This is a genomic window from Ferviditalea candida (genome assembly GCF_035282765.1).
Taxonomy (GTDB): domain Bacteria; phylum Bacillota; class Bacilli; order Paenibacillales; family KCTC-25726; genus Ferviditalea; species Ferviditalea candida.
Genome location: NZ_JAYJLD010000026.1, coordinates 1 through 25,022 on the forward strand (window position 1 = coordinate 1; position 25,022 = coordinate 25,022).

Here is a 25,022-nt window from a genome sequence, read left to right on the forward strand (position 1 = left end):
AATGGGGTTGGTGCGGGATATATCCAACGCCAAATCAGATTGGTTTATCGCTTTGCTTGTCGGACTTATTTGCAGCCTCCTTCCGTATGGTTATCTTATAGGACTGATTGTCGGGCCTCTTTTGGCTTATTTGGTTCGTAAGCAGATCCTTTTTTTAGAGAAAGAATAAAAAAACCTTCACGATTCATTATTCAAAGTCTTTCTGATTATTACTGTACGTCCATGATTTTTTAATACCATAGGCCGCAGTTCCAATCGCACCGATTCCGACCCAAACGGCATAGGCTGTACCGATAGGTCTGGTGCGAGTCGCCAACGAGAGAAGATACATACTGACAACAATAAACGAGACGCTGAAGAGACTGGGACCAATACGTGTAAAGCCATCCGTTTTCGGCATTGCAGCAGCATAAAATATTTCAGCAACACCAGCAAGAACAAGATAGATCCAACCCATTCATTTACCTCCATCAAGATTATATTATGATACGTCAGTTCCTCGGTGCCCATAACATGACCGATACGCCGATCACACAGATCGCAGCACCGATCCAATCGTAGAGATCAGGTGTCTTTTTATCGATTCCCCATCCCCATAGAACAGACAAAACAATAAATACCCCGCCGTAGGCCGCGTATACCCGACCGAAAGCAGGAAAAGATTGAAAGGTAGCGATCACACCATAAAGTGCCAGCAATATACCGCCAACCCCGCCTAACCAAAAAGACTTCCCTTCCCTTAGCCAAAGCCAAATGAGATACCCTCCCCCTATTTCTGCCAACCCGGCAAGAATAAAAATAATGGCGGCTTTAAACATTCACTTGCACCTCTTCGTTTGAATTATATTTGCTTTACCCATCTAAAGGATCGATATCGAATAAATAAAATCACTGCTCGAATGTAGTTATCCATTGCAATTGCAATCCATGCTCCTATCAACCCCAAGCCTAAATGAACACCGAGCATATAGACCCCAAGAGTCCGTATTCCCCAAATACCGAACAAGGTTACATACATAGGGAACTTCGTGTCGCCACCGGCTTGTAAAATAGCAGTAAGAGCAGTCACTGCCCCGGTTGCCGGTTGAGCGATTACATCAATAAGCAAGATGGTTACGATTAGTCTAATGACAAATGGGTCGTCCGTGAATAGATGAGTAGCAGTAAATGATATGCCCCATACGATGAACAGCACTGCCGTCATCACAAGAGAACTGACCCATATTGCTACTGTTCCTAATTTCTTTGCTTCCTCAATCTGCTTAGCCCCTATACAATTCCCGATCAATGTTGTTGTTGCTACGGCGAGACCAGTCCCAACAATCGTTGAAAACATCGTAAAATTCCCCGTTAACGTATGAGCTGCATAAACTTCGGTACCCATTCGGATAATCATACCAAAATAAAGGATTTGCCCCATTCGCATAAATAAACGTTCAAGCGCGGCAGGTGTTGCCAACCGACTCAACTTTGCGAGAAGGTCACGGCGAATAGACCAGAGACGTAGTGGAGAAATCAATCTTCGGTTATGCAGATACCATAAGAGAAAAACCACACTGAAAAGTCTGGACAATAATGTAGCCATTGCAGCACCTTTAATTCCAAAACCATCGAAGAACACACCGAAAATCAATACGTAATCGAGAACGATATGTACGGCGTTCATCCAAAGACCAACACGCAAGGGAGTTCGTGTGTCACCCGACCCGCGCAGTATGGCTCCTGCCGTAAAGAATAGAGAAAGTATGATAGATGGGACAGCAACGATTTGGAAGTAAGGAATCCCGACTTGAAGAACATCTGGGCTTGCCCCCATGATGGACAACATAGACTCCGAAAAAAAGAATGAGATCGCACCAAGAACCAGACCTGCAAATAGTGACAACAAGATCGCTTGAGCGGTGATGTCTCGGACTTTAGAAACGTTGTTTTCACCGCTAGCGCGAGAAATAAAGATGGTTGAAGCTGTTGCTATCGACATAAATACAGCAAAGTAAATTTGCATGATTGCATTCGTCACACCGACGGCCGCTACCTCTGAAAGCCCCAACTTGGAAATAAAAAGGGTATCAACAAAACCAACAGCACTGATGAGAAAACTTTCGACTATTGCCGGCCAAGCCAAAAGCAAAATGTTCTTTGTAGCAAGAGTATTCTTCAATGAGACACACAACCTTATCTTTGGCTTAACAATTAAAAAAGCCTTTCAACCAATAAGGCCGAGGCTTCTGTCGTTAATGAAATCTTATTTGTAAACCCGCCGCGCGAATCAATGGCTCGGATATATACAATTTTTTCACTATGTTGGATCTCAAAGAGGGCGGTTCGTCGTCGGGTTCCTGTCGATCTATCTCTTCCCAGCTGATCGTTTTTTTTGTTTTCTGATCGGGTTCTTGAAGCCGTTCAATCAGGCTGCAGATCATCTTTACGAAGAATGGCTCCTTATTTCAAATATCCGCTAATGTTTCGATTAAGATAAAATATCACGTCCGCTAATGAAAGTCAAGATTTGGAGGCTTTGCTTTGGAGGCTTTGCTAATGAGAAGTTATTTTTCGAATTATGAAAATGTGGCTATTCCAACATTAATACGATACCGGGAAGCCGCGCAAAAAGCGATGGAATTGAAACCAGCGACCATTAATCGTCGACTGATAACTCTGAAACGTTTTTTTATTTGGGCCGTGTCGGAATTCATGATTCGTCGTGATCCTTCAAAGCCGGTCAAATTGGTTCCGGAAGAAAAGGTAAGCCCTCGGCAGATGACAGACAAGGAAGAAGCTGCATTGATCACTGCGGCCGAGCATGGCGGTTCCCTTCGGGATCAGACGATACTTATCGTGATGTTTCACACCTGCTTACGAACAGTGCCCACTATCTACGGCACCGGTTCGGGTACATGATGGCAAAAAACACGCCGTTGCACCGATTTGCGCAAATTATGGGACACGATAGTCTGGACACAACAATGACTTATGTCAAGGCGACTCGTGCGGATCTGCAATCGGAAGTAGAAAAAATAGTTTGGTTACTTTGCCGATCTTGGGGCCGCTCTAATCAAAGCCCGTATGTGAGGTCATTGCGCCGCTACCAACTCAAACATGGTCTTTGGAGGGGGAGTGGGATAACGGGGTATGATCCCCTAAAACTCCCGAAAAATAGGCCAACCAGGATAATTCCGGTTGACCTGATGATATCGCCAAGCCGATCATTCTCGAAGGCTTAGCGTATATTTTTTAACATTAAAATGTTGGCGGGACCTCTCTATACAAGTCGAGATCTTATTGAATAAATATTTATCAACAACAAGCGGAGGTCGTTGTTGCCGTACAACAAGCCGAATGGTTCATCCCATGCTGTTCAATATCTTTTTTCGTATAAAAGAACTCCCATTCATTGCCGTCCGGATCGGTAATCCAAAACTTGTCTTGATTGGCATAGCAGCAGTCCGTATCGAGTTCATCCCTTATAGGCAATTCCTCTTGCAGGATACGATTCCGCTGCTCCGTCAACTCTTCCATCGAAGAAACCTGGAAACCAAAGTGCCCCACTTGGTTGCCTTTAACCTCATTTTTCAAATTCAAGGTGAAATTGACTTCGGGATGGTCTAACAAAAATTTCGCATAATCCGTTTTGATTTTTACGGGTTCCACCCCAAAAACTTTCTGATAAAACGAGATCGATTTTTCCAGGTCGGTAACATTTAAACCCATATGAATTTTCATTTGAAATCATTCCTTTCAAAAATTAATTTTGTTGAATGAGTTGGGCAATTTCTTGAGGAGTCAACACTTTTCCGCTGGAAACGACTTTTTCATTCAAAACCAGCGCTGGAGTCGACATTACGCCATAACCCATAATGGAAGGGATGTCTTCGACTTTTTCGATGGAAACATCAAGTCCGTTGAGCTTCACTGCTTCATAAGCGTTCTTTTCGAGTGTTTTGCACTTTTGACAACCTGTTCCCAGTATTTTGAGGACCATTTTTCATTCCTCCTTTCCTGTCATTTTGTTTATAAAATGAGATTGAATCCGTATCCGATCAGGATAATGCCGATGGATACGGTAATAATAAACACACCGATCAACTGCGGCTTGATGACTTTGCGCAGCAAAATCATTTCGGGAAGAGACAAGGCAACCATCGACATCATGAAGGACAGCGCGGTTCCCGCCGCTACCCCTTTTTGCATGAGCGCCTCAATAATCGGCAAGGATCCAACCGCATTGGAATAAAGGGGAACCCCGATCAGTGTCGCAACGGGAACGGCAAACCAATTCTCCTTACCGGCATATTTCACGAGCAACTCTTGAGGCGCATAACCGTGAATGAACCCGCCAATGGCAATACCAATCAACAGATAGATCCAAATTTTCTTAACGGTATCGATTGCATTTTCCTTTGCGAATTGAATGCGGTCTTTCTGGCTCTGCTCGGGAATGAACGTCTCTCCCGTTCTGATTTGATAAACGTAACCCTCCACATATCTCTCCATTTTTAACTTTCCAATGATGGAGCCGGCAACGATGGCCAAAACAACACCAACCAAAACGTAGAGAATGGCGATTTTATAACCAAAGATCGAAAACAGCATGACGAGCGAAACTTCATTGACAATCGGCGATGAAATTAAAAATGTAAAGGTAATGCCCAGCGGTATTCCGGCCTCGACAAATCCGATAAATAAGGGAACGGTGGAGCAGGAGCAAAAGGGGGATACGATGCCAAGCAGCGCAGCCAGGACACTCGCCATGCCTTGCCGTTTTCCCTGCAGCCAGACTTTCACTTTTTCCGGCGGGAAATAGCTCCGGATATAAGAAATCACAAACACCATGGAAATTAATAAGACCAGGATTTTCGTCGTATCCTCTATAAAAAAATGGAGTGCGCTCCCGAACCGGGTGTCTACAGACAGCCCCAACCAGTCCTTGACCACAAGATCGGCCAACCATTGAAACATGATCATTCCTTCTTTCTCTTCTTTGATCATAACATTTAATAATTCAGATCATTTATACATTAAATCAATTTATTTTGATATAATCATTAAAAAAATTAAGTTACGATCCCGAAACGGTGCAACAACCGCTTCCTTTTTTAGGCTTCAAAATGGGACTCGGGCGAAACAAGCAGCATAATTCTTCGGATAAAAGATGATTGACTTCACCTTCGTTTAACGAATAGTAGCTCCATGTTCCTTTCGTTTCTTTTTTGATGAGTCCGGCATCCAATAAAATTTTCAGATGATACGACAACTTGGATTGAGACAACCCTAGTTTCTCCACCAATTCACAGACACATACGGAACCGTACTGTGTCAATTCGTACATCATTTGAAGCCTTTTCTGATCGGCAACGGCCTTGTATTTCTTTTCATATTTCTCAAAAACCTGCTGCATCGCATCATTCGTCAGCATTTGTTCCGTGCTCATTTATCTCACACCCTTAAATCAAAAACATTTGATGAATGAATTATAATCGACCCGTTTTTGAAATGCAAGTGTTAAATCAAAATTAATTGATTATATCAATTTTCCAATTTGATTTTTAAATATGCCAAAAAAGCTTCCCCGGCGGCGAAAGCTTCGCAAATTCCGAAAAAGCTCCATCTTTTTTTAGCGTTTTTAATTATAAATGACTCGCAAACCTTTCCTTCACGCATCCATAACCAAATTAAATAGTACTACAGCGAAAGTTTCGGAATTCACATTTTTGATCCGATCATCTTCATTACTTTCTTTCGGTGATACAAGTAAGCGATCTGATTATGCTTCAGCCAGTAACGGATTTCATTGAGAACCCGGAGATAGATCGAACGATCCTGAGAAAGGGAAGCGGCGACACCCTTACTTGTTGAACGGGGTGGCGGAATGCGCTGGAAGGAAGTTCAGGAGCGGTTCCCGGAGGAATGAGTGGTATTGGAAGCCATGAAAGCCCATTCGGAAGGCGGGCAACGCTACATCGAGCATGTCATTGTCATTGTTTCGTTCGCGGATTCGACGTCAGCGCTCCGCCGCTACAGTGAGTTACACAGGGAAGACCCGGGGCGCGAGTATTGCTTCTTCCACACGTCTCGTCCGGAGCTGATCGCTAGGGAACGTTATGTGGGCGTTCGGTGGGCACGATGATTTTCTCAAAGAAGTATGGATTGCCTTTTGTGCCTCTCAGGATTCACTATCGAGGTCAGGTGCTCGAGCTTCGTAAGGTCCTGCTTGACACAAGATCGACGAGTACGCTGCTGAAGGCTGACATTGTGGGCGAAATCGGCATTTTTCCTGAAGGGAACGACGTCGTAGATACGATCCGGGGCGTGGGAGGCATCGAGTATGTCTACACGAAGACGTTGGATGGTGTCGAGCTGGACGGGTAGTTGGTGCCGGGCTTCCAAGTGGAGATCGGGAGTATGGAGTACGGGTTGGAGATAGCCAGGATATGGAAAACGAAAAAGCGTATAACCATGTGGTGGAGGAAGTCGCCTACAAAAGACCTACTCGGTATCGATAAAATGCACACCCGTGAACTCGGAGGAGTGTGCATAGCTTTTAATCGTTAAAAGATGGGGGCTATCATAATAACATCAACAACGTTTTTTAAGACCAACTTTACTCAGCATCCTGTAAACGGAATGCTTGCTCGATAATGGCCATTACATCATGAAGACCATCCAAGCTATCCAAAAATACCTCGACATCGCCGTTACCCCATCGACCAACATCGGTTATGTCTTTGCATATTCCTTTGGGGTCAATGACATCGGCAAACTTCATATTAACCGCCAAGCGCAGACGGGCTTTTTGAACTACAACATCAACAAAATTCGTATCCGCTTTATAAGCGATGTATAGTTTCTTGAATTCACGCCTGACAAACGTCCCAAGGTTCATGATATGGAGATTCAACTTCTCAAACAGCATTTTGTTGAAAGCGTTAATCTGGTCGTAACTGTCGAGCGTGTATTGCGGAGCGGAATCATCCTGTTTACGGTAGGTTGCAAGTTCGCTATCGGACAACGTCGGGTAAGGCCACGTCCTTTTTGCTACTTCGCCAAGCTGCGCGGCGCGTTCATTAACCTGTGACTCACCCCACGTCGTTTGGGATACGATATACTTGTTCAGGCGGAGTGCGCTCTCCCTGAACCCACCCGGCATATCGAGTTTTTCGGTGAATGACGAGTCACTCATTTCTGAGTTATACGCCGTGAGGGTAAGGTTACCTATGGTGTGCAGATACCGCTTTTGAATCTCGCTCCAACCGCTGCCAAGGGCAGACATCCAGTCAGTAGACAGGTGCGGATTTTGCGGGATAATGTGTTCGATGGTCAAGTTCTCCAAAGACACCACCGACTTGTTATCCCAGTTTTCAAGTCGCCCAAGAATGTAGCGGCAACGGTTCATATTGTATATGTCCCTCGTGAGGAACGTAGCGATGAAACGTTCATCGTTCGGAAACTCCTTGTACGAGTCGAGCAGGATAAAGAATGCCTTCACGGAGCGCAGATAATCATCCTGTCGAATGTCGTTCTTCATTGTCGCAAAGGTCTTGTTCAGCGAATTCGTTGGAATATCGCAGACAGCACGGCGCAGGACATAGCTCACGCAAAGCCGCACGATTTCCCGCAATTCCTCTATGGTTATCAAGTTTTTGTCACAGTCATCATGAACCCTTAATAGGAACGGATAAGCTACCTCCATACGGATTGCCTTCATATCCTCGTATAGAGACTTCAAGACGGCGTCGTCGCTTCTTACAAAATGCACATCTGAGTAATGCTTTGCAAAGCTGTAAATGTCTTGACAGAGGTCGCGGATGGGTAGGCCGCTGTTGTTGTGGTATGTACGGAACTCATTGTATACTTCGTTCTTTCTCGGAATTCTACCGAGTTTCATTGTAAGGTAGTCTCTGAAAAAGTTGTCCAGCAACTCGCTCTGATGTTCGTAATCAAAGAGCAATTCGGTCGGTCTCCAGATGTTATTGTATACATCCGTCTGTGTCGCGGAGTCCAACCCCATCAGGAGATGATTGCGGATAAGGTCGGAATCCTTCAAGTCCATACCCGTAGAGTTCAGACTCTCGAATATTGCTTGAGGGTCGTCGTACTGGCGGTCGAGGACGATATCCACGATTTGCAGCTTGCCGATAGCATCGTACAAATCGGAGGGTGTTATCTCGCCCTTCCCGATTTGCCCTGAGAAAAAGGCGTAGTTGTCCAGAACGCGGGATTTCAGGCTGCCGGGTATCGGCGCACCCTCAATCTTCTTTATCAAGGCGTCTCTGTCGGACTGGGTAAGAAGCAGCTTGTATTTCGCACTGCCCGTTTCGTACTGATTCAACAGCAGAGTGTCTGTGATTTTATTTGGGTTCACCCCACAGTCTTCATTTGCCGCCGCATAGTCACGCAAGGCGACAAGAAGCAAGGTCAACGTGGTCAGGCGTTGTTGACCATCAATAATCATTGCCAAGGTTGACCCTGCCGCCGAATCCTCGTCGATGCGGACAATCGAACCGACGAAATGACCCTCTCGGCGCGTGGTGTGGAGGTTGACAATGTCGCTCCAAAGGCGGGCGCACTGCTCTTTTTCCCAACTATAAGTTCTTTGATACAACGGTATCAGGTATTGGCACGTCCCGCCAAGGTATTTGTAGATATTGCTTTTGAAAGCGTTCATTCCCATAGCCCTCCCTAATTATCCGTCCACATCTCGCATTGACCGATGACGGTGGCGATTGCGTCTTCCATGCCCTCTGGCGGATATTTGTATTTCTTCAGCAATTTCTTGACCATTCGTCGCATACCGGCGCGAGCGGATTCCTTCTTCTGCCAGTCAATGGTTCGATTTTTACGAAGCATATCCGCAAGTTCGCGGGTCATCGCAACGAGTTCCTCGTTCTGGTAGACATCTTTCACGGCTTCGGGACGGGTCAGAGCATCGTAAAATGCCAATTCCTCGTCAGAAAGTCCCAACGAGTCACCCTCTGCTTGGGCGTTTGCCATGTCTTTTGCCATTTTCATCAGTTCGGCGATGACTTCCTCGTTGGAGAGCATTCCGTTCAGGTATGATTTCATCGCACGGGAAAGCATTTCAGAGAACTTTTCGCTCTTGACGAGGTTCGTTCGCCTGTATAAGGAAACCTGCTCGGCGAGAAGTTTTTTCAATATTTCGACTGCGATGTTCCGCTCCTTCATCTTGGCGATTTCTTCAAGGAACTTCGGGTCGAACAACGAGAAGCCCGTGTCCACGTCCGAGAACAAATTGATAACGCCCTCGCTCTGGATACTCGCTTTTAGCAGTTCGTTAATCCGAGCATTGATTTCTTTCAGAGACAGAGGCTTACCCTCGCCTGTTATGCGGGTGAGAAGTGTCCGAACCGCTTCAAAGTAGGCAGCCTCAAACCGCTGTTCAGCGGTCAAGAGCGAACGACAGAGGGACAATGCCTGACGGAGTAGCATTGCTTCTTTTATAAAAGACTCACGTTGTTTTTCACTATCCGTGCCGGACAGGAAGTTTACACCGCCCGTGATTGTCTTGGCACGGACAAGGTCACTCTCCGTGGTCATAAACGCCGAGTATTCGAAGCCGTGGAACAGACTGCGGCAGACCTCCAGTTTCTCAATAAACTTCGGCAGGGCGGTTTTGGCGATGTCGGTATCGCCGTAGTTGTTTTTATCGCGATTGGTGTAGTCGTTCATCGCCTGTTTTAATGCCGAAGCGATGCCGACATAATCGACCACTAAGCCGCCTTCTTTATCTTTGTAAACCCGGTTGACGCGGGCGATTGCCTGCATAAGGTTATGTCCCGACATGGGCTTGTAAACATACATCGTGGCGAGAGACGGCACATCAAAACCCGTCAGCCACATATCCACAACAATGGCAATTTTCAGCGGGTCGTCGTTGTCCTTGAACTTTTTTGCCATTTCGTCGCGGCGGCGTTTGTTGCCGATAATGCCGCGCCATTCTTCGGGGTCTTTGTTACTCTCGGTCATCACCACACCGACTTTGTCTGTCCATTCGGGGCGCAGTTCAAGTAACCTACGGTAGATGCCCATAGCGATAGCACGAGAATAAGCGACTATCATCGCCTTGCCCGTCAGTTCATACTGGCGGTTTTCCTCATAGTGTTTGATGATGTCATCGCACAGGCCGGCGATGGTTTGCTCCGCGCCGAGTATAGATTCCATCTGACCGAGTTCCTTTTTGCTCTTTTCAATGGCATAATCCTCTGCGTTCTGCGCCATAATGTCGTACTCCGCATCGATAAGCCGCAGGATGTCATCGTCCAGTTTCAGGTGTATAACGCGGCTCTCGTAATAGACAGGGCGAGTCGCACCGTCTTCCACAGCTTGGGTCATATCGTAGATGTCGATGTAGTTGCCGAACACCTCGATGGTGGAGCGGTCTTTGCTGGATATAGGCGTTCCCGTGAAACCTATGTAAGTCGCATTGGGTAAGCTGTCACGGATAATACGAGCCGTTCCGAGTATAACACGGCCGGTTTTCGCGTCCACCCGTTCCTCTAAGCCGTACTGTCCGCGATGGGCTTCGTCCGCCATAACGATGATATTGCGGCGGTCAGAGAGGGCTTCGGAGGATTCCTCAAATTTCTGCATCGTGGTAAAGATGATGCCGTTGGCTTGCCGTCCGGCCAGCAATTCTTTCAAGTTAACACGGCTTTCAGCCTGTTGGGGTGTTTGGCGCAAGAACGCCGAACACTTGGCGAATTGCCCGAATAGCTGGTCGTCAAGGTCGTTGCGGTCGGTGAGGACAACGATAGTTGGTGAGTTCAACGCTTCTTGCAACAGATGGGCATAAAACACCATCGACAGCGTCTTACCACTGCCTTGGGTATGCCAAAATACACCGCCCTTGCCATCTGTTTCTGTTGCGTGAGCGGTGGAGGCAGCGGCTTTCCGCACGGCGAAATACTGGTGGTATGCGCCGAGGATTTTCGCATCGCCCGAAAAACAAATGAAGTTCTTGATAATATCAAGTAGTCGCACTTTGTCGAACATTCCCTCAATGAAGGTGTCGAATTGGGCATACTGCGTGTTTTCGTAGCTGCCGTCTTTCGTTTTCCACTCCATGAAGCGATCTTCGCCCGCCGTGATGGTTCCCGCCTTGGAAATGGCGAGGTCGCTCATCACGAGAAAAGCGTTGTAGACAAACAGGGACGGTATCTCGTGCATATAGTTTCGCAATTGCAAGAACGCCTCGGAAGCGTCGGTTTCCTCACGGGAGGGCGATTTCAATTCAAACACGACCACAGGCAGACCGTTTAAAAACACGATAATATCCGGGCGTTTCTCGCTGTTCTCTGTGATTGTCCATTGGTTGGCAACGGTGAACGTGTTCCGCTCCACGTTCTCGTAATCCACGAGATACACAAGTGACGACCGCTGCTCTCCATCGTGAAAATAGTTCACCGACACGCCGTTTTGGAGGTAGTCCATAAACTGAACATTCTTCTGATGGAATGTACCGCCCTCGAAATTACGCAGCTTATAAATCGCTTCGGACAACGCAGCTTCCGGCAGTTTGGGGTTGACCCTCCGCAGGGCGGGTAGAAGCTCGTCCGTATAGAGAGGGTCGGAATAGTCGCGCGCCAAGTCCGGCGCATAAACATAGCTGTAGCCTAAGGTGTCGCGAAAGACCTCTATAACGGCATTTTCAAATTTCGCTTCTGTAAATGTCATGTGACCACCTCCTCTGGTAATTCTCGAACCGCTCGAAGGGCTTTAGGTAAGCACGCTTGATAATTCGCCAGCATCATCTCAAACTGTCCCTTTGATATAATGTTGCCCGTCGGATGTCCGCTGTCATTTCTGGTTTGGCGAATGATATCGAGGAAATTAAAATTAAGCGAAACATTCTCAAATCCATATTTTTCAAACACTTTAGGACGGGCTTCAAAACGCTTCATCAATTCGGATAAGCGGACAGAAGCAACTTTTGCTTTAATCACTTTTTGCTCGAATTGTTCTTGTTCAGCTTGCGTACCGTTCATCTTGAGAAACTCATAAAAGGCGAGGCTTAATTCAAGAAGTAATAGTTCGGCAGAGCAACCGAGCATAACTGTCGCAGATAACATATTATCAGCATATCCGTTTTCGCACGCTTCAAATAAATACTTCTTTTGTATTTCTGAAATATCATCGCTGCCCACTAAATATTTCATAAAACTTGTGAAGACGCTATTTTGTTCAACGATGACCTTTCGTTCTTCGTAAGCTATCTCTTCAAGGTTAATTGCTAATGCGCCCACTCTATTGATGCCCAAATAGTAGTACGCATCATCATCTTCATAAATGTCACAAGCAATGTTCGAAATTTCCTTCAAATGCGTTTCGACTTCTTTACGAAAGGAAATCGGAACCTTGAGGTTGGAATATAGTTTTCTCTGATAGGACACAATTCCCGAAAACTCCCACTGAGGGTCGTAGTTGAATTTTGACACGCTCAAAATGTTAGCAAGTTCAGTTTTACCGTCTTGCTTCAAAACAGCGATAATTGTGGCTAACATTTGATTTTCTGTTACTGTATAATCCATATTACCCTCCCTGTGGTAAATCATCATTTAGCATCGCTGAGGTCGGAAACTAACAGTTCGCCAGACATCAGGCGGGGTAAGAGCATATCGCGCAAGACTGCAAGGTGGGCGTTTTCTGTCCGAACAGCCACTTGCTTTTCGACAACTGGTTTCAACAGTTGTGAAAATCTTTGCAAGGTGTGCACGTCAGGTAACATACAATCCATGGCTTTTAACCTCTCACGTGGTAAATCAGTCTGGCCTGTACTACCAGAAGCCATTGCTGCAAACTCGCTTTCTCGTTGTAAGCACCACTGGCCAAGAAAAAATACGAGATCTTCTTTGATAGGACGTACTATTGTAATATGAGAATCAACTGTGTAATTGGAAGCACTCAAAAAGAACTGTGCGGCTCTTCCAAGTGTTCCTTCACCAGTGGAGTTTATAAGGATATCTCCGTATTGAAGCCATTTCTCGTTGACACGTTTCGGTTGGTGTCTCCGGACAAGGCTCAAATCAATCGTTTTATTCCTGATGCATTTTTGATTGATTACAATCTCCGGACTGTTTTCATCGTATTGCGGGGTGATACCTTTGGCAACCATTGAACACAATGCATTAAGAGTTGTGAGCGTCCAACCTTCAGGCATTTTCCCGTCCCAAGGTTCGAAATCTACGAACCACGACTTGAAAATCGCTTGTGCTATTTGCTCTAAATGATGATTTATCTTTGTGTTGTTGGCGATTTTGTCGTCAATGGCGTTCATCGTCGCGGCTATTTCCCGTTGCTCTGGAATCGGTGGTATTCTCACATCTAAAGCCGCCAGTTCAGAGAATGTAATTTGCGGAAATGTCCCCGACCGTGTTTCAGCCAGCAATTGAAGCTGCTCGATAATCTCGTCAGATTTCAGTACCTGAAAAAGAAACTGTGGCAACACCTTATCGTTGGCACGAATCACCATAAGTTTTGTTGAGGCGACGTAATCGTCCGATTCAAAGTCAACGTAGGCAAAACGGCGGTTCTTAGGGCGTATTTCAGAGTACAATATATCGTCCCGTCGGAAGGACTTTTTGAATTGCCCTCGCAGATTCTCATTCGGGACGTATTCGTGGTTCGTCACTTTGCCGTCCAACACGTCCGAGGTATTTATCAGGATAACCCTATCCTGTTGTTTGCGAAAAGTAAGAGATACACTTTCACAAACTTCGCCTAACCTCATATCATCCGCCTCCTTATCCAATGAATTTCCTGTGCGAATTTTTAACATTCGTCTGATTGACCATCGCATAATGCATGGTCGTATCTATCTTTACATGACCAAGTAAACGTTGTACTTGCTCAATGGGCATTCCTTTATCAATGGCTCGCGTGGCGAGTGTCCGCCGGAACTTATGCGGATGTACCTTCTGTATATCCGCCCGCTTGCCGATTTCACGAAGCCGCATTTCCACGCCGCCTATGAGCAACCGATCGCGGGGCATTGTTAATGACACAAATAGTGCCGGGTTGTCGTCGTCACGGCTGTCAAGGTAGTTAAGCAGGTGGATTTTCGTTCGGGCATCGAAGTAGACCACCCGCTCGCTGCCGCCCTTGCCGAACACCACGCACTCCCGCTCGTGGAAGTTGATATCCTCGCGGTTTAATTGAACCAGTTCGCCAACGCGCATTCCCGTTGAAGCGAGCAGGTCTATCATCGCTAAGTCGCGGATTTCCTCCGTCGCATCGCGGAGCAATTCCAAGCCCTCATCGGAAAAGGTCTCCTTGATGGTCTTTTCCGTTTTCACTTTACGAATACGCCTCACAGGGCTTTTGAGGATATAGTCTTCGTCCTCCAGCCACCCAAAGAAGCTGCTGAATATGCGCCGCATATTGTCAATCGTGACCTTGCTTGAGTTTCGCTCTTTCTGGTAGTTCGCAAGGTAACCGCGCAGGTTATCAGTATTGACTTCCCGAACGGGCTTGTCCACGGTGTCGAGCATTGCACGGATGGTCGCATCATAGTATTTCAGCGATTTTTCCGAACAGCCTTCAATGCGTTTTGCGGCTATAAACACTTCGAGCAACCCTCCATTCTCGGCGGTTTTCTGTGGTTCTGAGATTTTTCGTTCCGTAACTTCCACATTGTGGAGGCTGTGCGTCAGCACCCGCCGTAGTTCCTCTAATTGCGTCGTATTAAGCATCGACGCCATGCTTGCCTGAATCTCAGTAATAAGTCTATCCTTCATGTTTCCTCCTGCCTTTCGGTAAAATTTAGGTTTGTTACGGCAGGAGGAGTGATAAATCATCATTTAGAGCAGATGGCACAGGCCATTTTCAAGTCGTGGTTTGTGGATTTTGAACCGTTCGGCGGTGAGATGCCACCCGATTGGCGGGAAGGCACAATTTCAGATTTAGGCAATGTTATTGGAGGTAGTACACCTTCAAAAGCGAAGCCTGAATATTACACCGAACACGGCATCGCTTGGATTACGCCCAAAGATCTGTCTATCAACAAAAACAAGTTTATCGCCCACGGAGCGGATGATATCACAGAACTCGGGCTTCGTAACAGCAGCGCACGACTTATGCCAAAGGGAACGGTTCTTTTCAGTTCCAGGGCACCTATCGGCTACATAGCTATTGCGAGCGGAGAGGTCTGCACTAATCAGGGCTTTAAGTCCATCGTCCCAAAAGATAGTGTTGGCACAGCTTTCATTTACTATTTCCTGATCGAGAACCTCCAAACCATTGAAAACATGGCATCGGGTTCGACTTTCAAAGAGATTTCGGGTAGTACGATGAAGGGCATACCCGCCGTTATTCCTGATGTGGACACGCTTTGCCGTTTTCAAGAGGAATGCACCCCCATATTTGAGAAGCAAGAACTTCTGGAAGCGGAGAACGCCCACCTTGCCGAGGTGCGAGACTCGCTCTTACCCCACCTGATGTCCGGCGAGCTGTCAGTTACAGACTTCTAAGCCGCTAAATGATGATTTATCTTCCTATTTTCAGCAATTCGCGCATCAAGGGCGGAGAGCGTATCGGCAATCCCAATCTGTATGTCAAGCGGCAAGTCAGGGACTTCATACCGCATTATTGCGCCTTTGTCGCCGCGAGGCATCTTCGTTCCCTTTGCCGTAGCGGTGGCGTAATCAAAGAAGTTGTCATCCGACAGCAAGTAGTAGAGGAAGCCCGGATTGCAACTATCCTTTGCCCTCAATACCAAAACGTCGTTTGAACAGCCGCCATCGCGGTCGGCAAACCATATCTTGCGGAAGTACGGACGGATGTTGGACACCAACACGTCCTCCGCTTGATAGGCTTGTGTCTGCGAAACGGTCGGCAAGCCTGCCGAGCGGGTAATACCCTCCTTGTTCGGAAGCATATTCTCCGTGGAGATGTAGCTATCCAAATCCAAGTCGGCGACGGCAACCCGTCCGTCAGCAAAAGCACAAAGGTCAGAGAGTTTAGATGTCATAGCCTATCGCCCCCAGTCTTTTGCGGATTTCGTCCTCCAGTTCGTGGGAACGCTTGAACATCTCGGATAGTTCGCCCGTCAACCGCGCCATTTTCTCCTCAAAGGGCTCGCCGTCGTCCTCCTGCTCCTCAATACCGACGTAACGTCCCGGCGTGAGGATAAAATCCTGCTTGGCGATTTCCTCCGTGGTAACGGCGGCGCAGAAGCCCTTCACGTCTTCCAATGTCCCGTCGTCGAACGCTTGGAATGTGGCGGCAATCTTGGCGATGTCCTCTGTGGTCATTTCGCGCAGGCGGCGGTTGACCATCGTCCCCATCTTGCGGGCGTCAATGAACAGCGTCTTGCCCTTTTGCTTCTTGTTCCGGCTGATGAACCAGAGCGACACAGGAATCTGCGTGGTGTAGAACAACTGCGTAGGCATTGCGATAATGCCCTCCACGAGGTCGTCCTCCACGATTTTACGCCGAATGTCGCCCTCGCCGCCGCTCTGGGATGACAGCGAGCCGTTAGCAAGCACCATGCCGATTTTGCCATTTGGGGCAAGGTGGTAAATCATATGCTGAAGCCATGCGAAGTTGGCATTGCCGGATGGCGGCAAACCATACCGCCACCGCTGGTCGTCGTTCAACGAGCCGTCGTTCCAGTCCGAGAGATTAAACGGTGGATTGGCAAGGATGAAGTCGGCTTTCAACGTCGGGTGCAGGTCGTTGTGGAATGTGTCGGCGTTATAGCCGCCGAGGTCTGCTTCGATGCCGCGGATAGCGAGGTTCATCAAAGCCATTTTACGGGTGGTCGGGTTGGCATCTTGCCCGTAGACCGAGAGGTTTCCGATGTTACCCGAATGGTTCTTTACGAAGTCCGTGGACTGCACAAACATACCGCCCGAACCGCAGCACGGGTCGTATACGCGTCCTTTGAACGGCTTAAGCACCTCAACAAGCGTTCGCACCACGCAGGATGGCGTGTAGAATTCACCCGCCCGCTTGCCCTCCTGCTCCGCGAACTTGGCGAGACAGTATTCATAAGTACGACCCAAGATATCCTTGTCCGTACCATGTTCTATCATCTGAATGTTAGTAAACAGGTCAACGACATTTCCGAGACGACGCTTGTCCAGTTCATCGCGGGCATAGTTTTTCGGTAGTATGTCTTTCAGTCGCTTGTTCTCTTTTTCAATCGCCCGCATAGCGTCATCAATAACAGTACCGATTTCCTCTTTGTGGGCGGCTTCGGATATGATGCTCCACCGTGCCGAAGGCGGCACGAAAAACACATTGACTTCGGCGTATGCGTCCTTGTCTTCCACATCGTCATCATCGGCTTCCAGTTCAAGGTAACGCTCATCGAACTTGTCCGAGATGTATTTAAGGAAGATAAGTCCCAGCACGACGTGCTTATACTCCGCTGCATCCATATTGCCACGTAGAATATCAGCCGCCGCCCAGATTTGCTGTTCGAAGCCGATGCTTGCTGTGTTGCTGCCTTTTGTTATAGCCATTTAATCGCCCTCCTGTTCATCCGGCTCTATTTATTTCCATAATATCGGAGGTGTCGCACTCCAGAGCCCTACATATTTTCACGAGAATATCAGTATTCACATTCTCGCCCTTGGCAAGTGTAGCTACCGATGTAGAACTAATTCCGGCAACCCGCTGTAAATCCAACTTTCGCATATCCTTATCAATGAGTAACTTCCACAGTTTTAAATACATATGCCCATCTCCTCTACGTTTAAGCTAATGAACAGCTTAGAAGTCCGGATGCTCCCAATGCACAAATTATAAATACGACAAAACCGGACAACATTCCTGCTTTATCATCTTATGCTGATGTCGGTTGCAACCTGGGAAGAAGTGTTTGTGGCGGTTTCCAAAACTGAGTTTCCATTCTTTATAGTAGCTGTAGCCACGACTATATATGTGCCCCGAAGTCTACCGCATTCTTTACAATGAAACATAATATCGTTCTCGTATGGTTCTGAGGAAGATTATCTCACGGGCTTAATTCTCTTGATAGATGTGCAGGGTTTGACGCTGCCATCAAGTGGTGAACAAACGATCATTTACCGTTCGCAAAATGCGGCCTGCCAAACATCACTTGCCTTTCCCAATCAAACAGATTGCGATACACCACTTGCCCTCGGGTGGAGGAAGCGTCCACCACTTTCCCGTCGCCTGCGTAAATCCCGACGTGCGTTATATCCATAAATCTGCCGTTGCGCTCGTAGCTCCAAAATACAAGGTCACCCGGAACCATATCCACCGCGCTGACGGTCAGGTCATTCTCAACGGAGAATCTGGCCTGTTCCGCTGCGGTTCGCGGCAAGTTAATGCCAAACTGCCGATAAACTCGTTGAACCAGATAGCTGCAATCCGTAAAATTGTCCTGCCCGGCCTTCAGTTGGCTGTACGGATCGCCTAGACGAGTCAGCGCCATTTGACGGCCTCACTGCCCAGTACGCCTTCGGGCAAATGCTGTTGAACCCATTCAAACTGCTCCGGCGTTAAGCCACTATCCGCTACTTTGCCTAATATTGCGAACATCATCGGTCGGAACTCTGCGGACAGCATTTCTTTCATCAAATCCATCTGCTCGTTTGTAAAATGATATGCCTCTGCTTGTTGCTCCGCAGTTCTGCTATTGACGGTAATATGAAAAATGCGCTCATAGCTTGTCGTCGTCTCTTCGCTGGCGCTTCCGTCCTCATGCTGAACCGTAACCGTTTCCGAATGTTCAATCGTTTCAACATGGGATTCCAGCTGATTCATCTCCCAGAATACCTCATGGATGATACCGATTCTTGTAACATCAAGTGTTGCTACATCCATTCCGTTTTCTGTATCCATTACCGTCTTCACAGCAAAGATGGCTATAATATCCATCCAATTATCGATTCGCGTGTTGTCTGCACTATCAGTATAATGGATCTCCACCCGGTCTACGTTTCCAGCTGACTGCTGGATTTCTTCCAGCTTTGACTCAAATTCAGCGTCCATCTCCTGAACGATTCGAGAAAGCGGCTTTACATCAGCATCCGTATTTTCGCCGGATACGAAAATACCAAATGGAGAGGAAATGACGGCGGCTATCGCCATCACTATGCACAGCAATACAATCGCTGTACTGCTGATCCCCAAAAGCGCCGTCAATCCTTTGACAAGCATCGCGGCGGCTCTTACAACCATTTTAATGATACGAAGATTAAGTCTCGCGGCTGCTTGCGCCCTTTGAAGGGTGCGGCGAGTTGTCATCGCCATTTGCGCAGCCCGCTTTGCTGTCTCTACGGCGTTCATTTTCGGTTCCGCGCGATCCACTTTTTGAACCTGTCCCAGCCGCTGCCACGTTTTGATAAACGGCGACAATGTTTTGAACGTTCGTTCTTTTCGCTTGATCGTTTGACCTGCTATTTCAGATACGAGCGCATTACGACGAGGCGCACGTACATTTGCTGTATGCGATGGCGCGGCGGCGCGTGTCTTTTTCCCGGCTGGTTTATCGTCTTGTTTCGAAACCAGGTCGGGAATCCTGTCTTTGCGAGAACGATGCGAAAGCCGGGCATTGGCCCGGCTCCGTATAAAGCGTTGTTTTCCTGATTGTTGATCTGAACGCAAAAGATATTTGCCATCAATCGGCTTACGGAGACGCATTCTGCGAGCTTGCCGAGATGTGGACATAACCAAAAGTTTAGGATTCGTGTCAACGAGGCTGTTTCTCGGGACACTATCACCGGTTGGTAACGCCTGCTTTTTTAGAATGTGTCGAATCGATCTGCTGCTGACACGCATGCTCATTCCCATTTGAGTACGCACCATTTTCTTCATGGTCGATTCGGAGCTGTGCTGTGCATATGCTACGGGAGTTTGAGCATGCGCTTTGTCATGATCTGCCTGCCGCTCAGCGCGAACGCTTGAACGCTTCACGCGCTCCATCACTTTGGGGAGCTTGTCCAACTGTTTGATGTCCCTTGCCACAGTTCTCATTTTGATTTTCTTCATTATCCGACTTCACTCCCGTCAAAAGCAGTCAATTAGCGAAGTTGCTCCGTCCGCCGTTTCAAAATCTGATCATGACTGCGGCAAAATTCCGGATAACGAAGGTGGATCGCTTCAAAAAAATAAGGGGTGTAACCGCATGCAAACAACTCGTTTGGAGCGGAATAGCGTTCCGCACCTTCCTCTGTCCAGCCGTTCCACAGATTAAAGGCAAGTCGGCTCACGCGAATGGAACTGCTCGTTTGCCAAGAGGCCGCGAGCCCTTCGGGCTTAATGCCCCCATGAGAAAAATCGAACAAATCGCGGATATGCTTGCGGGTTTCTTGGGAAATTCCAAGCGTATAGAAAAGCGCCCGGTGGTAGCTGTCGCTGCATTTCCTTTCATTCAGCATCTGATAGTAGAAACATTCGTGCTCTGCATCGTAAAATCGACCAGGATCCATCCTTACATGCCCCTCTCATGGAAAATGAGCGGCTGGCAACAACTAAACCAGCCGCCGTCGGAACAAGTCCCTCTTACCTATCTGTTCATTTTCGCAGCAAAATCGGACCCTTGGACGAACCGAGATTCACATGTTTTTGAGAATGCGCTCCATTTGCTTCAAGCCACGCTCAATCGACTTGCGAACCGCCCGCTCATCAACCTGCTCTGCCTCGGCAATCGACACTTTGCTCATGCCCAAGAAGAAGTGGGCATAGATGCGCCTGAACGATTTTTCCGGCAACTCACACATGGCTGCATAAAGCTGTTGCTTAGTAATCTTGTGCTCGTAATATTCCTCTGGGGAAATCGAAAAGAAAAGCGCGTCATGCTCGATCCCGTCGTTCCGATCCAGCGAGTAGTACGCCCGATGGCGATACGTGCGCAGTTTGTATGCGCTTTCATGCAGATCAAAACGGCGGATTTCCTGCGCCACTTCTTCATCGAGATCGACCCACACGTCCGTTTTCAAAAAGGGATACATATCCCGCAAATTCATCCGTTTCATTCTCGTCCCTCCGTTCTGGTTTGTTGGCAAACCAAAACAGAGGGAGGAGAGCGGCAGCCGACGCTTCCTAACAAACGCTGGCGTACAGCTTCAAGAGACAAAAAAGACTTTGCCGCAGCGCATACCAGCGCTTAATCGCGGCAAAGTCCCAAAGTGAATTTCGTTGATTGATTCGTAGACAAACCCGTAGACAGCTCATCAAAAGCTTGCATTCGGCTATTGCATGCGACAAAGGATACTGCATACCAATGCCCTCCTCACATGGCAACACACGTCGTGAGGAAAAGTTCGCTTGTCTAGTTGTCGGTGTTGTCATTCGTTGAATTAGTTGTTAATCAAATCAAGCTCTCCTTTACTTTCGGGTTTTGCTGTATTCATCTTTTCGCTCCTTAAAGCGTCCATGACCACAAATTCCACATTCGTTGAATTAGAAGCTTTTCATCGTTCTCAAAACTCCTGCCTCCCAGTGAACGACAAAAAGGACACCACCCTATATCGGCAGTGTCCAATTGCTGTCGATAGGGCAACCCGGCGATCATCGCATTAATATGCATTAGACCCGTGGCTTTGCGTCCCTGTCTTTCGAGCAGGTTTGCCATTTTTCCTAATTGTTCGACTGCATCTGTCTACATCTACTTCTTTTAAGTCGCAACGTCTACAGTATGTTACCTATCGTTGCTATCACTGCTCTGAAATACTCCTCCTCTTTAATCCTCTGTCGAACAATTGCAAAATTCTAGATGCTACTTTGCATACACTTCGACACATAGTGCCGTTTTCCCTCTTTTTACCATGTTTTCCATGGGAAAAAGTACCCACATTTCGCCCGTGATTTAGTCATAAAAGCGGTAAGTAACAACCTTATTATGAAGACCCTAGTTCCCCGATCATGCGTAACAAGGATTAGGCGAAAGCCAAGTATCGTCATGGAATTTTTGACCCGAATCGCACCAGGTCTTCAAAAGATAAATTTTGTATATTACTACGAAACGCAAGCCTGCGGCTGGATTTACTATAGCTCCCCCGGCTTCGTCGTCATCAGCCGATACAGCTTCGTGTTGCGCGGGAACTTGTCGGTGAACGGCACGAGGGAACTGCCGACCTTCATCAATCCGTTCCCGGCGTCAACGTTCGTGATGTAGGACAGTTGCAAGTCCGAAATGTTCAATAGCTCTGCAAGCTCCACGCGGTCAGTGCTGGCCTGATTCAGCATGACGATGAACTCGCTGTTCGCGAGCATTGTGCGGGCGGTGTGGCTTTGCAGCAGATCGTCAACGTTTTGCGTAATGCCCGTACAAAAAGCGCCATACTTTCGGACGCGCTTCCAGAGCGTGAACAGAAAGTTGGCGCTATATTCGTGCTGGAACAACAGATAAATTTCATCGATGAAGATGAATGTGTTTTTGCCTTTGGCGCGATTTTGCGTAATTCGGTTCAAAATGTTGTCCAGCACGACCAACATACCGATGGGCAGAAGCTGCTTGCCCAAGTCGAGAATGTCATAGCAGATAAGGCGATTATGCACGTTGACGTTGGTCGGCTGAGCGAACGTGTTCAGACTGCCGGACGTGAATAGTTCAATCGCCAGCGCGATGTCCTGCGCTTCCGGCTCCGCTTGCTTGAGCAGTTCTGCGCGAAAATCTTGCAACGTCGGCGGCTCGCCCTTATAGTTGCTTTGCAAATATTTACGATACACAGCAGCGGTGCAGCGGTCGATGAGCGACTTTTCCTTGGCTCCAAGCTGATGCCCGCCGATCAACTGCTCGCACAGCGAGAGGACAAATTCCGATTTAAGAATGATCGGATTCGCGCCGTCGCCGTAGTCTCGGTTCATATCCATCGCATTGATATGATTAGGTGACGTGGCAGAGATGTGAATCGTCTCGCCGCCCAGCGCGTTCACCAGAGCAGAATACTCGCGTTCCGGGTCGATCAGAATGATATCGTCGTCGCTCGCAAGCATTTGGTTGACGATTTCCCGCTTGGCAGTGAAGCTTTTGCCGGAACCTGAAACGCCGAGAATGAAGCTGTTGCCGTTCAGCAGTTGCTTGCGATTGGCGACGATCATATTTTTGCTGATGACGTTTTGCCCATAGTAAATGCCGCCCGGATGCATGATCTCCTGCGCTCGAAACGGGATGAACACAGCCGTGCTTTCAGTCGTCAGTGTTCGTAAAGCATGTACCTTTCGCAAGCCGTAGGGTAAAACGGTGTTCAGCCCATCCATTTGTTGATACGTCAGCGTGGCGAACTGACACAGATGCTTTCGGGCGGTGGTGAGTAGCGTCTCCGTATCGCTGTCAAGCTGTTCTTTGCTTTCGGCGACATGCACCATCGTGAGCAATCCGAACATCATTCGTTGGTCACGGGTCGTCAGGTCGCTTAGAAATTCCTTGCTCTCTTTGCGCTGTTGCTCCATGTCGTAAGGGACGACGGCGGAGAAATTGTTGTTACGATTTTGCCGCCGCTGCCAATTCGTAATGTTTGTCTCTACTCCAAGCAGACGACTTTCCACCTCGCGGACAGCTTCATCGGTCGGAATCGGAATAACATCGAGCGAGAGCAACAAGCTACGGTTCAAGTCGCAAAGCTCCGCCACCATGCTGTCCTTGATGTAGCTCGCATATTCCCGCAGGAAGATGACGCGTCCGTAATAGTTCCCCATCCGAAAATGATCGCTTGCAAACTCGAATGTGTCCGGGCAAATGTAGTCCTTGAAGCTATGCCCTTTGCGCATCGTCTCCGGCAGATCGAATCGAAAGTGCACTTCCTCGCCAACCCGAAAAAAGTCATGGAGAATGCGCAGGCGGTCGGTGGCATCGAGTTCCGTACATTTGGAGCCAAGACGAGAGAAATGTGCCATCAACTCTGTACCAACCCTTGCGAAATAGTTGTGGGCTTCGTCCACGTTCTTTTTCACGACGGATATGGTGATGTACTTCTCCTGAATCGTGCCGTTCGCGCCCGTCGCTTTGCCAAGCAACATATCGTTATATTCCCGCCGATACGTATCCATCTCGTCCTCGCGAAGCGGAATGAGAATGGAGCTTTCCACGTCCGCCTGATTGAGTCGCCGATTATGAATCGTGATCTTCGTTGTTGCGCCGCTGTCGAACGAATTGAGCAGATCAGAGTAGGAGAGGAACATTGTTTCCTTGTCTTCTTTGGACGCGACGGCGTAGTTGATGTCCTCAAATCGAAACGACTTGGAGAATTTGTTGCCGACAGCAAAAATCCCGTCCGGCCAAATGGCGCGGATCGGGATTGCTTGTTGCACGCTTTTCGGGATGACGAACGGTTCCTTGTCCTGCTTGATTGTGCGCCTAAGCGTCTTAATCATTGCGCTTCATCCTTTCTTGCCCGCTGATACATGCCACTCCGCAAAGCTTCGTAATAAATGTTCGTCGAGCGGAAAACAAGACGTCTGGGCATAAGAAATTCGGATTTCACATACGCCCACAGCAGTTGTTCGGCGGTCATGCCGTGATAGCGGATAAAGCCCAGCGCGGCGCAGGGCGCTGCCCCCAAGATGCACATCCAACTGAGCGTTTCCAATCCGAAGTGACTGCGCAAGCAGAAGTACAGCCCAATCGCCATAATGACCGCCAGAACAGAAAAAAAGAACTGCCGCAAGGACAGTCCGAAGAACAAGCTTTCCGTATAGTCCCGGATTTCCCGGTTGATTTTCACTTCCACTTTCATCCCTCCAGGATCAGTAATCTACGCCTCAGGCTCGTTGCGATCAGATTCGACTGGTGTGTCGTCATCAAACAAAACAGAAGGACTCAATAAGGCCACGGCAAGCTGTATGCCATCTTTCATCCCTTGCAAGTATAACCATTCATTAATAATCGCTTGCTTAAAATGGATCTTGTCCTCCCAATTTGCAAACTCCGGCATGCGCCCAACGTCCATGCCAGCAAACAAGGCTTGGAATGCCTTGCTTTCTTCAGCACGAATACGATTCAATTCAGGGTGATATTCGATTCGCGCAGAAACATCATCCAATCGGCCTTGAATGGCTTGCCGAAACCACGGTGGAAAATCCATGACCACGCC

Annotated in this window: 25 protein-coding genes and 1 riboswitch; of the genes, 3 read left to right on the forward strand and 22 right to left on the reverse strand. The window is 47.9% G+C overall.

From position 1 onward, the window contains the following. Positions 1-187 precede the first annotated feature (187 nt). From VF724_RS15295 to VF724_RS15305, 3 genes are read right to left on the reverse strand one after another with little or no spacing between them, the layout of a single operon-like run. Positions 188-457: a DMT family transporter gene (locus VF724_RS15295; RefSeq protein ID WP_371755122.1), complete on the reverse strand. Its 270-nt coding sequence runs from the start codon at positions 455-457 to the stop codon at positions 188-190. Between the two features lie 34 nt (positions 458-491). Then, positions 492-818 carry a YnfA family protein gene (locus VF724_RS15300; protein ID WP_371755123.1) on the reverse strand — a complete coding sequence of 109 codons (327 nt, stop codon included), beginning with the start codon at positions 816-818 and terminating at the stop codon, positions 492-494. 23 nt (positions 819-841) lie between these two features. Further along, entirely contained in the window at positions 842-2,161 is a 1,320-nt protein-coding gene (locus VF724_RS15305; RefSeq protein ID WP_371755124.1) for an MATE family efflux transporter, read from the reverse strand. A 377-nt stretch (positions 2,162-2,538) separates the two neighbouring features. Here VF724_RS15305 and VF724_RS15310 point away from each other — a divergent pair, with 377 nt between their 5' ends. Next, on the forward strand, positions 2,539-2,901 hold the full coding sequence (locus tag VF724_RS15310; RefSeq protein ID WP_371755125.1) for a site-specific integrase: 363 nt from the start codon (positions 2,539-2,541) through the stop codon (positions 2,899-2,901). A gap of 396 nt (positions 2,902-3,297) precedes the next feature. Here the strand turns inward: VF724_RS15310 and VF724_RS15315 are convergent, their stop codons facing one another. The 4 genes from VF724_RS15315 to VF724_RS15330 form a co-directional block, all read right to left on the reverse strand. Further along, complete coding sequence (locus tag VF724_RS15315) at positions 3,298-3,723, reverse strand: ArsI/CadI family heavy metal resistance metalloenzyme (protein WP_371755126.1); 426 nt, start codon at positions 3,721-3,723, stop codon at positions 3,298-3,300. A gap of 22 nt (positions 3,724-3,745) precedes the next feature. Beyond that, complete coding sequence (locus tag VF724_RS15320; protein ID WP_371755127.1) at positions 3,746-3,982, reverse strand: thioredoxin family protein; 237 nt, start codon at positions 3,980-3,982, stop codon at positions 3,746-3,748. Between the two features lie 29 nt (positions 3,983-4,011). After that, on the reverse strand, positions 4,012-4,959 hold the full coding sequence (locus VF724_RS15325; protein WP_371755128.1) for a permease: 948 nt from the start codon (positions 4,957-4,959) through the stop codon (positions 4,012-4,014). 100 nt (positions 4,960-5,059) lie between these two features. Next, entirely contained in the window at positions 5,060-5,398 is a 339-nt protein-coding gene (locus VF724_RS15330) for an ArsR/SmtB family transcription factor (RefSeq protein ID WP_371755166.1), read from the reverse strand. Positions 5,399-6,123: 725 nt separating this feature from the next. Here VF724_RS15330 and VF724_RS15335 point away from each other — a divergent pair. Next, positions 6,124-6,369 carry a hypothetical protein gene (locus tag VF724_RS15335; RefSeq protein WP_371755129.1) on the forward strand — a complete coding sequence of 82 codons (246 nt, stop codon included), beginning with the start codon at positions 6,124-6,126 and terminating at the stop codon, positions 6,367-6,369. A gap of 232 nt (positions 6,370-6,601) precedes the next feature. Here the strand turns inward: VF724_RS15335 and VF724_RS15340 are convergent, their stop codons facing one another. The 5 genes from VF724_RS15340 to xerA are packed head-to-tail and all read right to left on the reverse strand — an operon-like array spanning position 6,602 to position 14,750. Continuing rightward, the gene (locus VF724_RS15340; RefSeq protein ID WP_371755130.1) at positions 6,602-8,665 is read right to left on the reverse strand and encodes a GmrSD restriction endonuclease domain-containing protein; all 2,064 of its coding nucleotides are present in this window, start codon (positions 8,663-8,665) and stop codon (positions 6,602-6,604) included. 14 nt (positions 8,666-8,679) lie between these two features. Then, positions 8,680-11,691 (reverse strand): type I restriction endonuclease subunit R, encoded by a 3,012-nt coding sequence (locus VF724_RS15345; RefSeq protein ID WP_371755131.1) that lies wholly within the window; start codon positions 11,689-11,691, stop codon positions 8,680-8,682. Beyond that, complete coding sequence (locus VF724_RS15350; protein WP_371755132.1) at positions 11,688-12,545, reverse strand: hypothetical protein; 858 nt, start codon at positions 12,543-12,545, stop codon at positions 11,688-11,690. The genes VF724_RS15345 and VF724_RS15350 overlap by 4 nt, the downstream gene beginning before the upstream one ends. Positions 12,546-12,568: 23 nt before the next feature. Beyond that, positions 12,569-13,744 (reverse strand): restriction endonuclease subunit S, encoded by a 1,176-nt coding sequence (locus tag VF724_RS15355; protein ID WP_371755133.1) that lies wholly within the window; start codon positions 13,742-13,744, stop codon positions 12,569-12,571. Between the two features lie 13 nt (positions 13,745-13,757). After that, positions 13,758-14,750, reverse strand: a complete 993-nt coding sequence (xerA, locus tag VF724_RS15360; RefSeq protein WP_371755134.1) for a site-specific tyrosine recombinase/integron integrase — start codon at positions 14,748-14,750, stop codon at positions 13,758-13,760. 48 nt (positions 14,751-14,798) lie between these two features. Between xerA and VF724_RS15365 the strand changes: the two genes are divergently transcribed. Continuing rightward, positions 14,799-15,482: a restriction endonuclease subunit S gene (locus VF724_RS15365; RefSeq protein ID WP_371755135.1), complete on the forward strand. Its 684-nt coding sequence runs from the start codon at positions 14,799-14,801 to the stop codon at positions 15,480-15,482. Here the strand turns inward: VF724_RS15365 and VF724_RS15370 are convergent. From VF724_RS15370 to VF724_RS15415, 10 genes are all read right to left on the reverse strand, one after another. After that, on the reverse strand, positions 15,479-15,982 hold the full coding sequence (locus VF724_RS15370) for a restriction endonuclease subunit S (RefSeq protein WP_371755136.1): 504 nt from the start codon (positions 15,980-15,982) through the stop codon (positions 15,479-15,481). The genes VF724_RS15365 and VF724_RS15370 overlap by 4 nt on opposite strands. Continuing rightward, a complete protein-coding gene (locus tag VF724_RS15375) occupies positions 15,972-17,480 on the reverse strand; it encodes a class I SAM-dependent DNA methyltransferase (protein WP_371755137.1) in 1,509 nt (502 codons plus the stop codon). The genes VF724_RS15370 and VF724_RS15375 overlap by 11 nt, the downstream gene beginning before the upstream one ends. Before the next feature lie 16 nt (positions 17,481-17,496). Further along, on the reverse strand, positions 17,497-17,694 hold the full coding sequence (locus VF724_RS15380) for a helix-turn-helix domain-containing protein (RefSeq protein WP_371755138.1): 198 nt from the start codon (positions 17,692-17,694) through the stop codon (positions 17,497-17,499). A gap of 346 nt (positions 17,695-18,040) precedes the next feature. After that, positions 18,041-18,418, reverse strand: a complete 378-nt coding sequence (locus VF724_RS15385; protein WP_371755139.1) for a C40 family peptidase — start codon at positions 18,416-18,418, stop codon at positions 18,041-18,043. Further along, complete coding sequence (locus VF724_RS15390; RefSeq protein ID WP_371755140.1) at positions 18,409-19,977, reverse strand: hypothetical protein; 1,569 nt, start codon at positions 19,975-19,977, stop codon at positions 18,409-18,411. The genes VF724_RS15385 and VF724_RS15390 overlap by 10 nt, the downstream gene beginning before the upstream one ends. A gap of 32 nt (positions 19,978-20,009) precedes the next feature. Beyond that, positions 20,010-20,417 carry a DUF6075 family protein gene (locus tag VF724_RS15395; RefSeq protein ID WP_371755141.1) on the reverse strand — a complete coding sequence of 136 codons (408 nt, stop codon included), beginning with the start codon at positions 20,415-20,417 and terminating at the stop codon, positions 20,010-20,012. A 126-nt stretch (positions 20,418-20,543) separates the two neighbouring features. Then, on the reverse strand, positions 20,544-20,963 hold the full coding sequence (locus tag VF724_RS15400) for an RNA polymerase sigma factor (RefSeq protein WP_371755142.1): 420 nt from the start codon (positions 20,961-20,963) through the stop codon (positions 20,544-20,546). 519 nt (positions 20,964-21,482) lie between these two features. Further along, positions 21,483-21,570: riboswitch (cyclic di-GMP riboswitch) on the reverse strand. 405 nt (positions 21,571-21,975) lie between these two features. Then, a complete protein-coding gene (locus VF724_RS15405) occupies positions 21,976-24,303 on the reverse strand; it encodes a VirB4-like conjugal transfer ATPase, CD1110 family (protein ID WP_371755143.1) in 2,328 nt (775 codons plus the stop codon). Then, positions 24,300-24,659, reverse strand: a complete 360-nt coding sequence (locus VF724_RS15410; protein WP_371755144.1) for a PrgI family protein — start codon at positions 24,657-24,659, stop codon at positions 24,300-24,302. The genes VF724_RS15405 and VF724_RS15410 overlap by 4 nt, the downstream gene beginning before the upstream one ends. 24 nt (positions 24,660-24,683) lie before the next feature. Then, positions 24,684-25,013, reverse strand: coding sequence for a hypothetical protein (locus VF724_RS15415; RefSeq protein WP_371755145.1), 330 nt, complete (start codon positions 25,011-25,013; stop codon positions 24,684-24,686). Positions 25,014-25,022 lie beyond the last annotated feature (9 nt).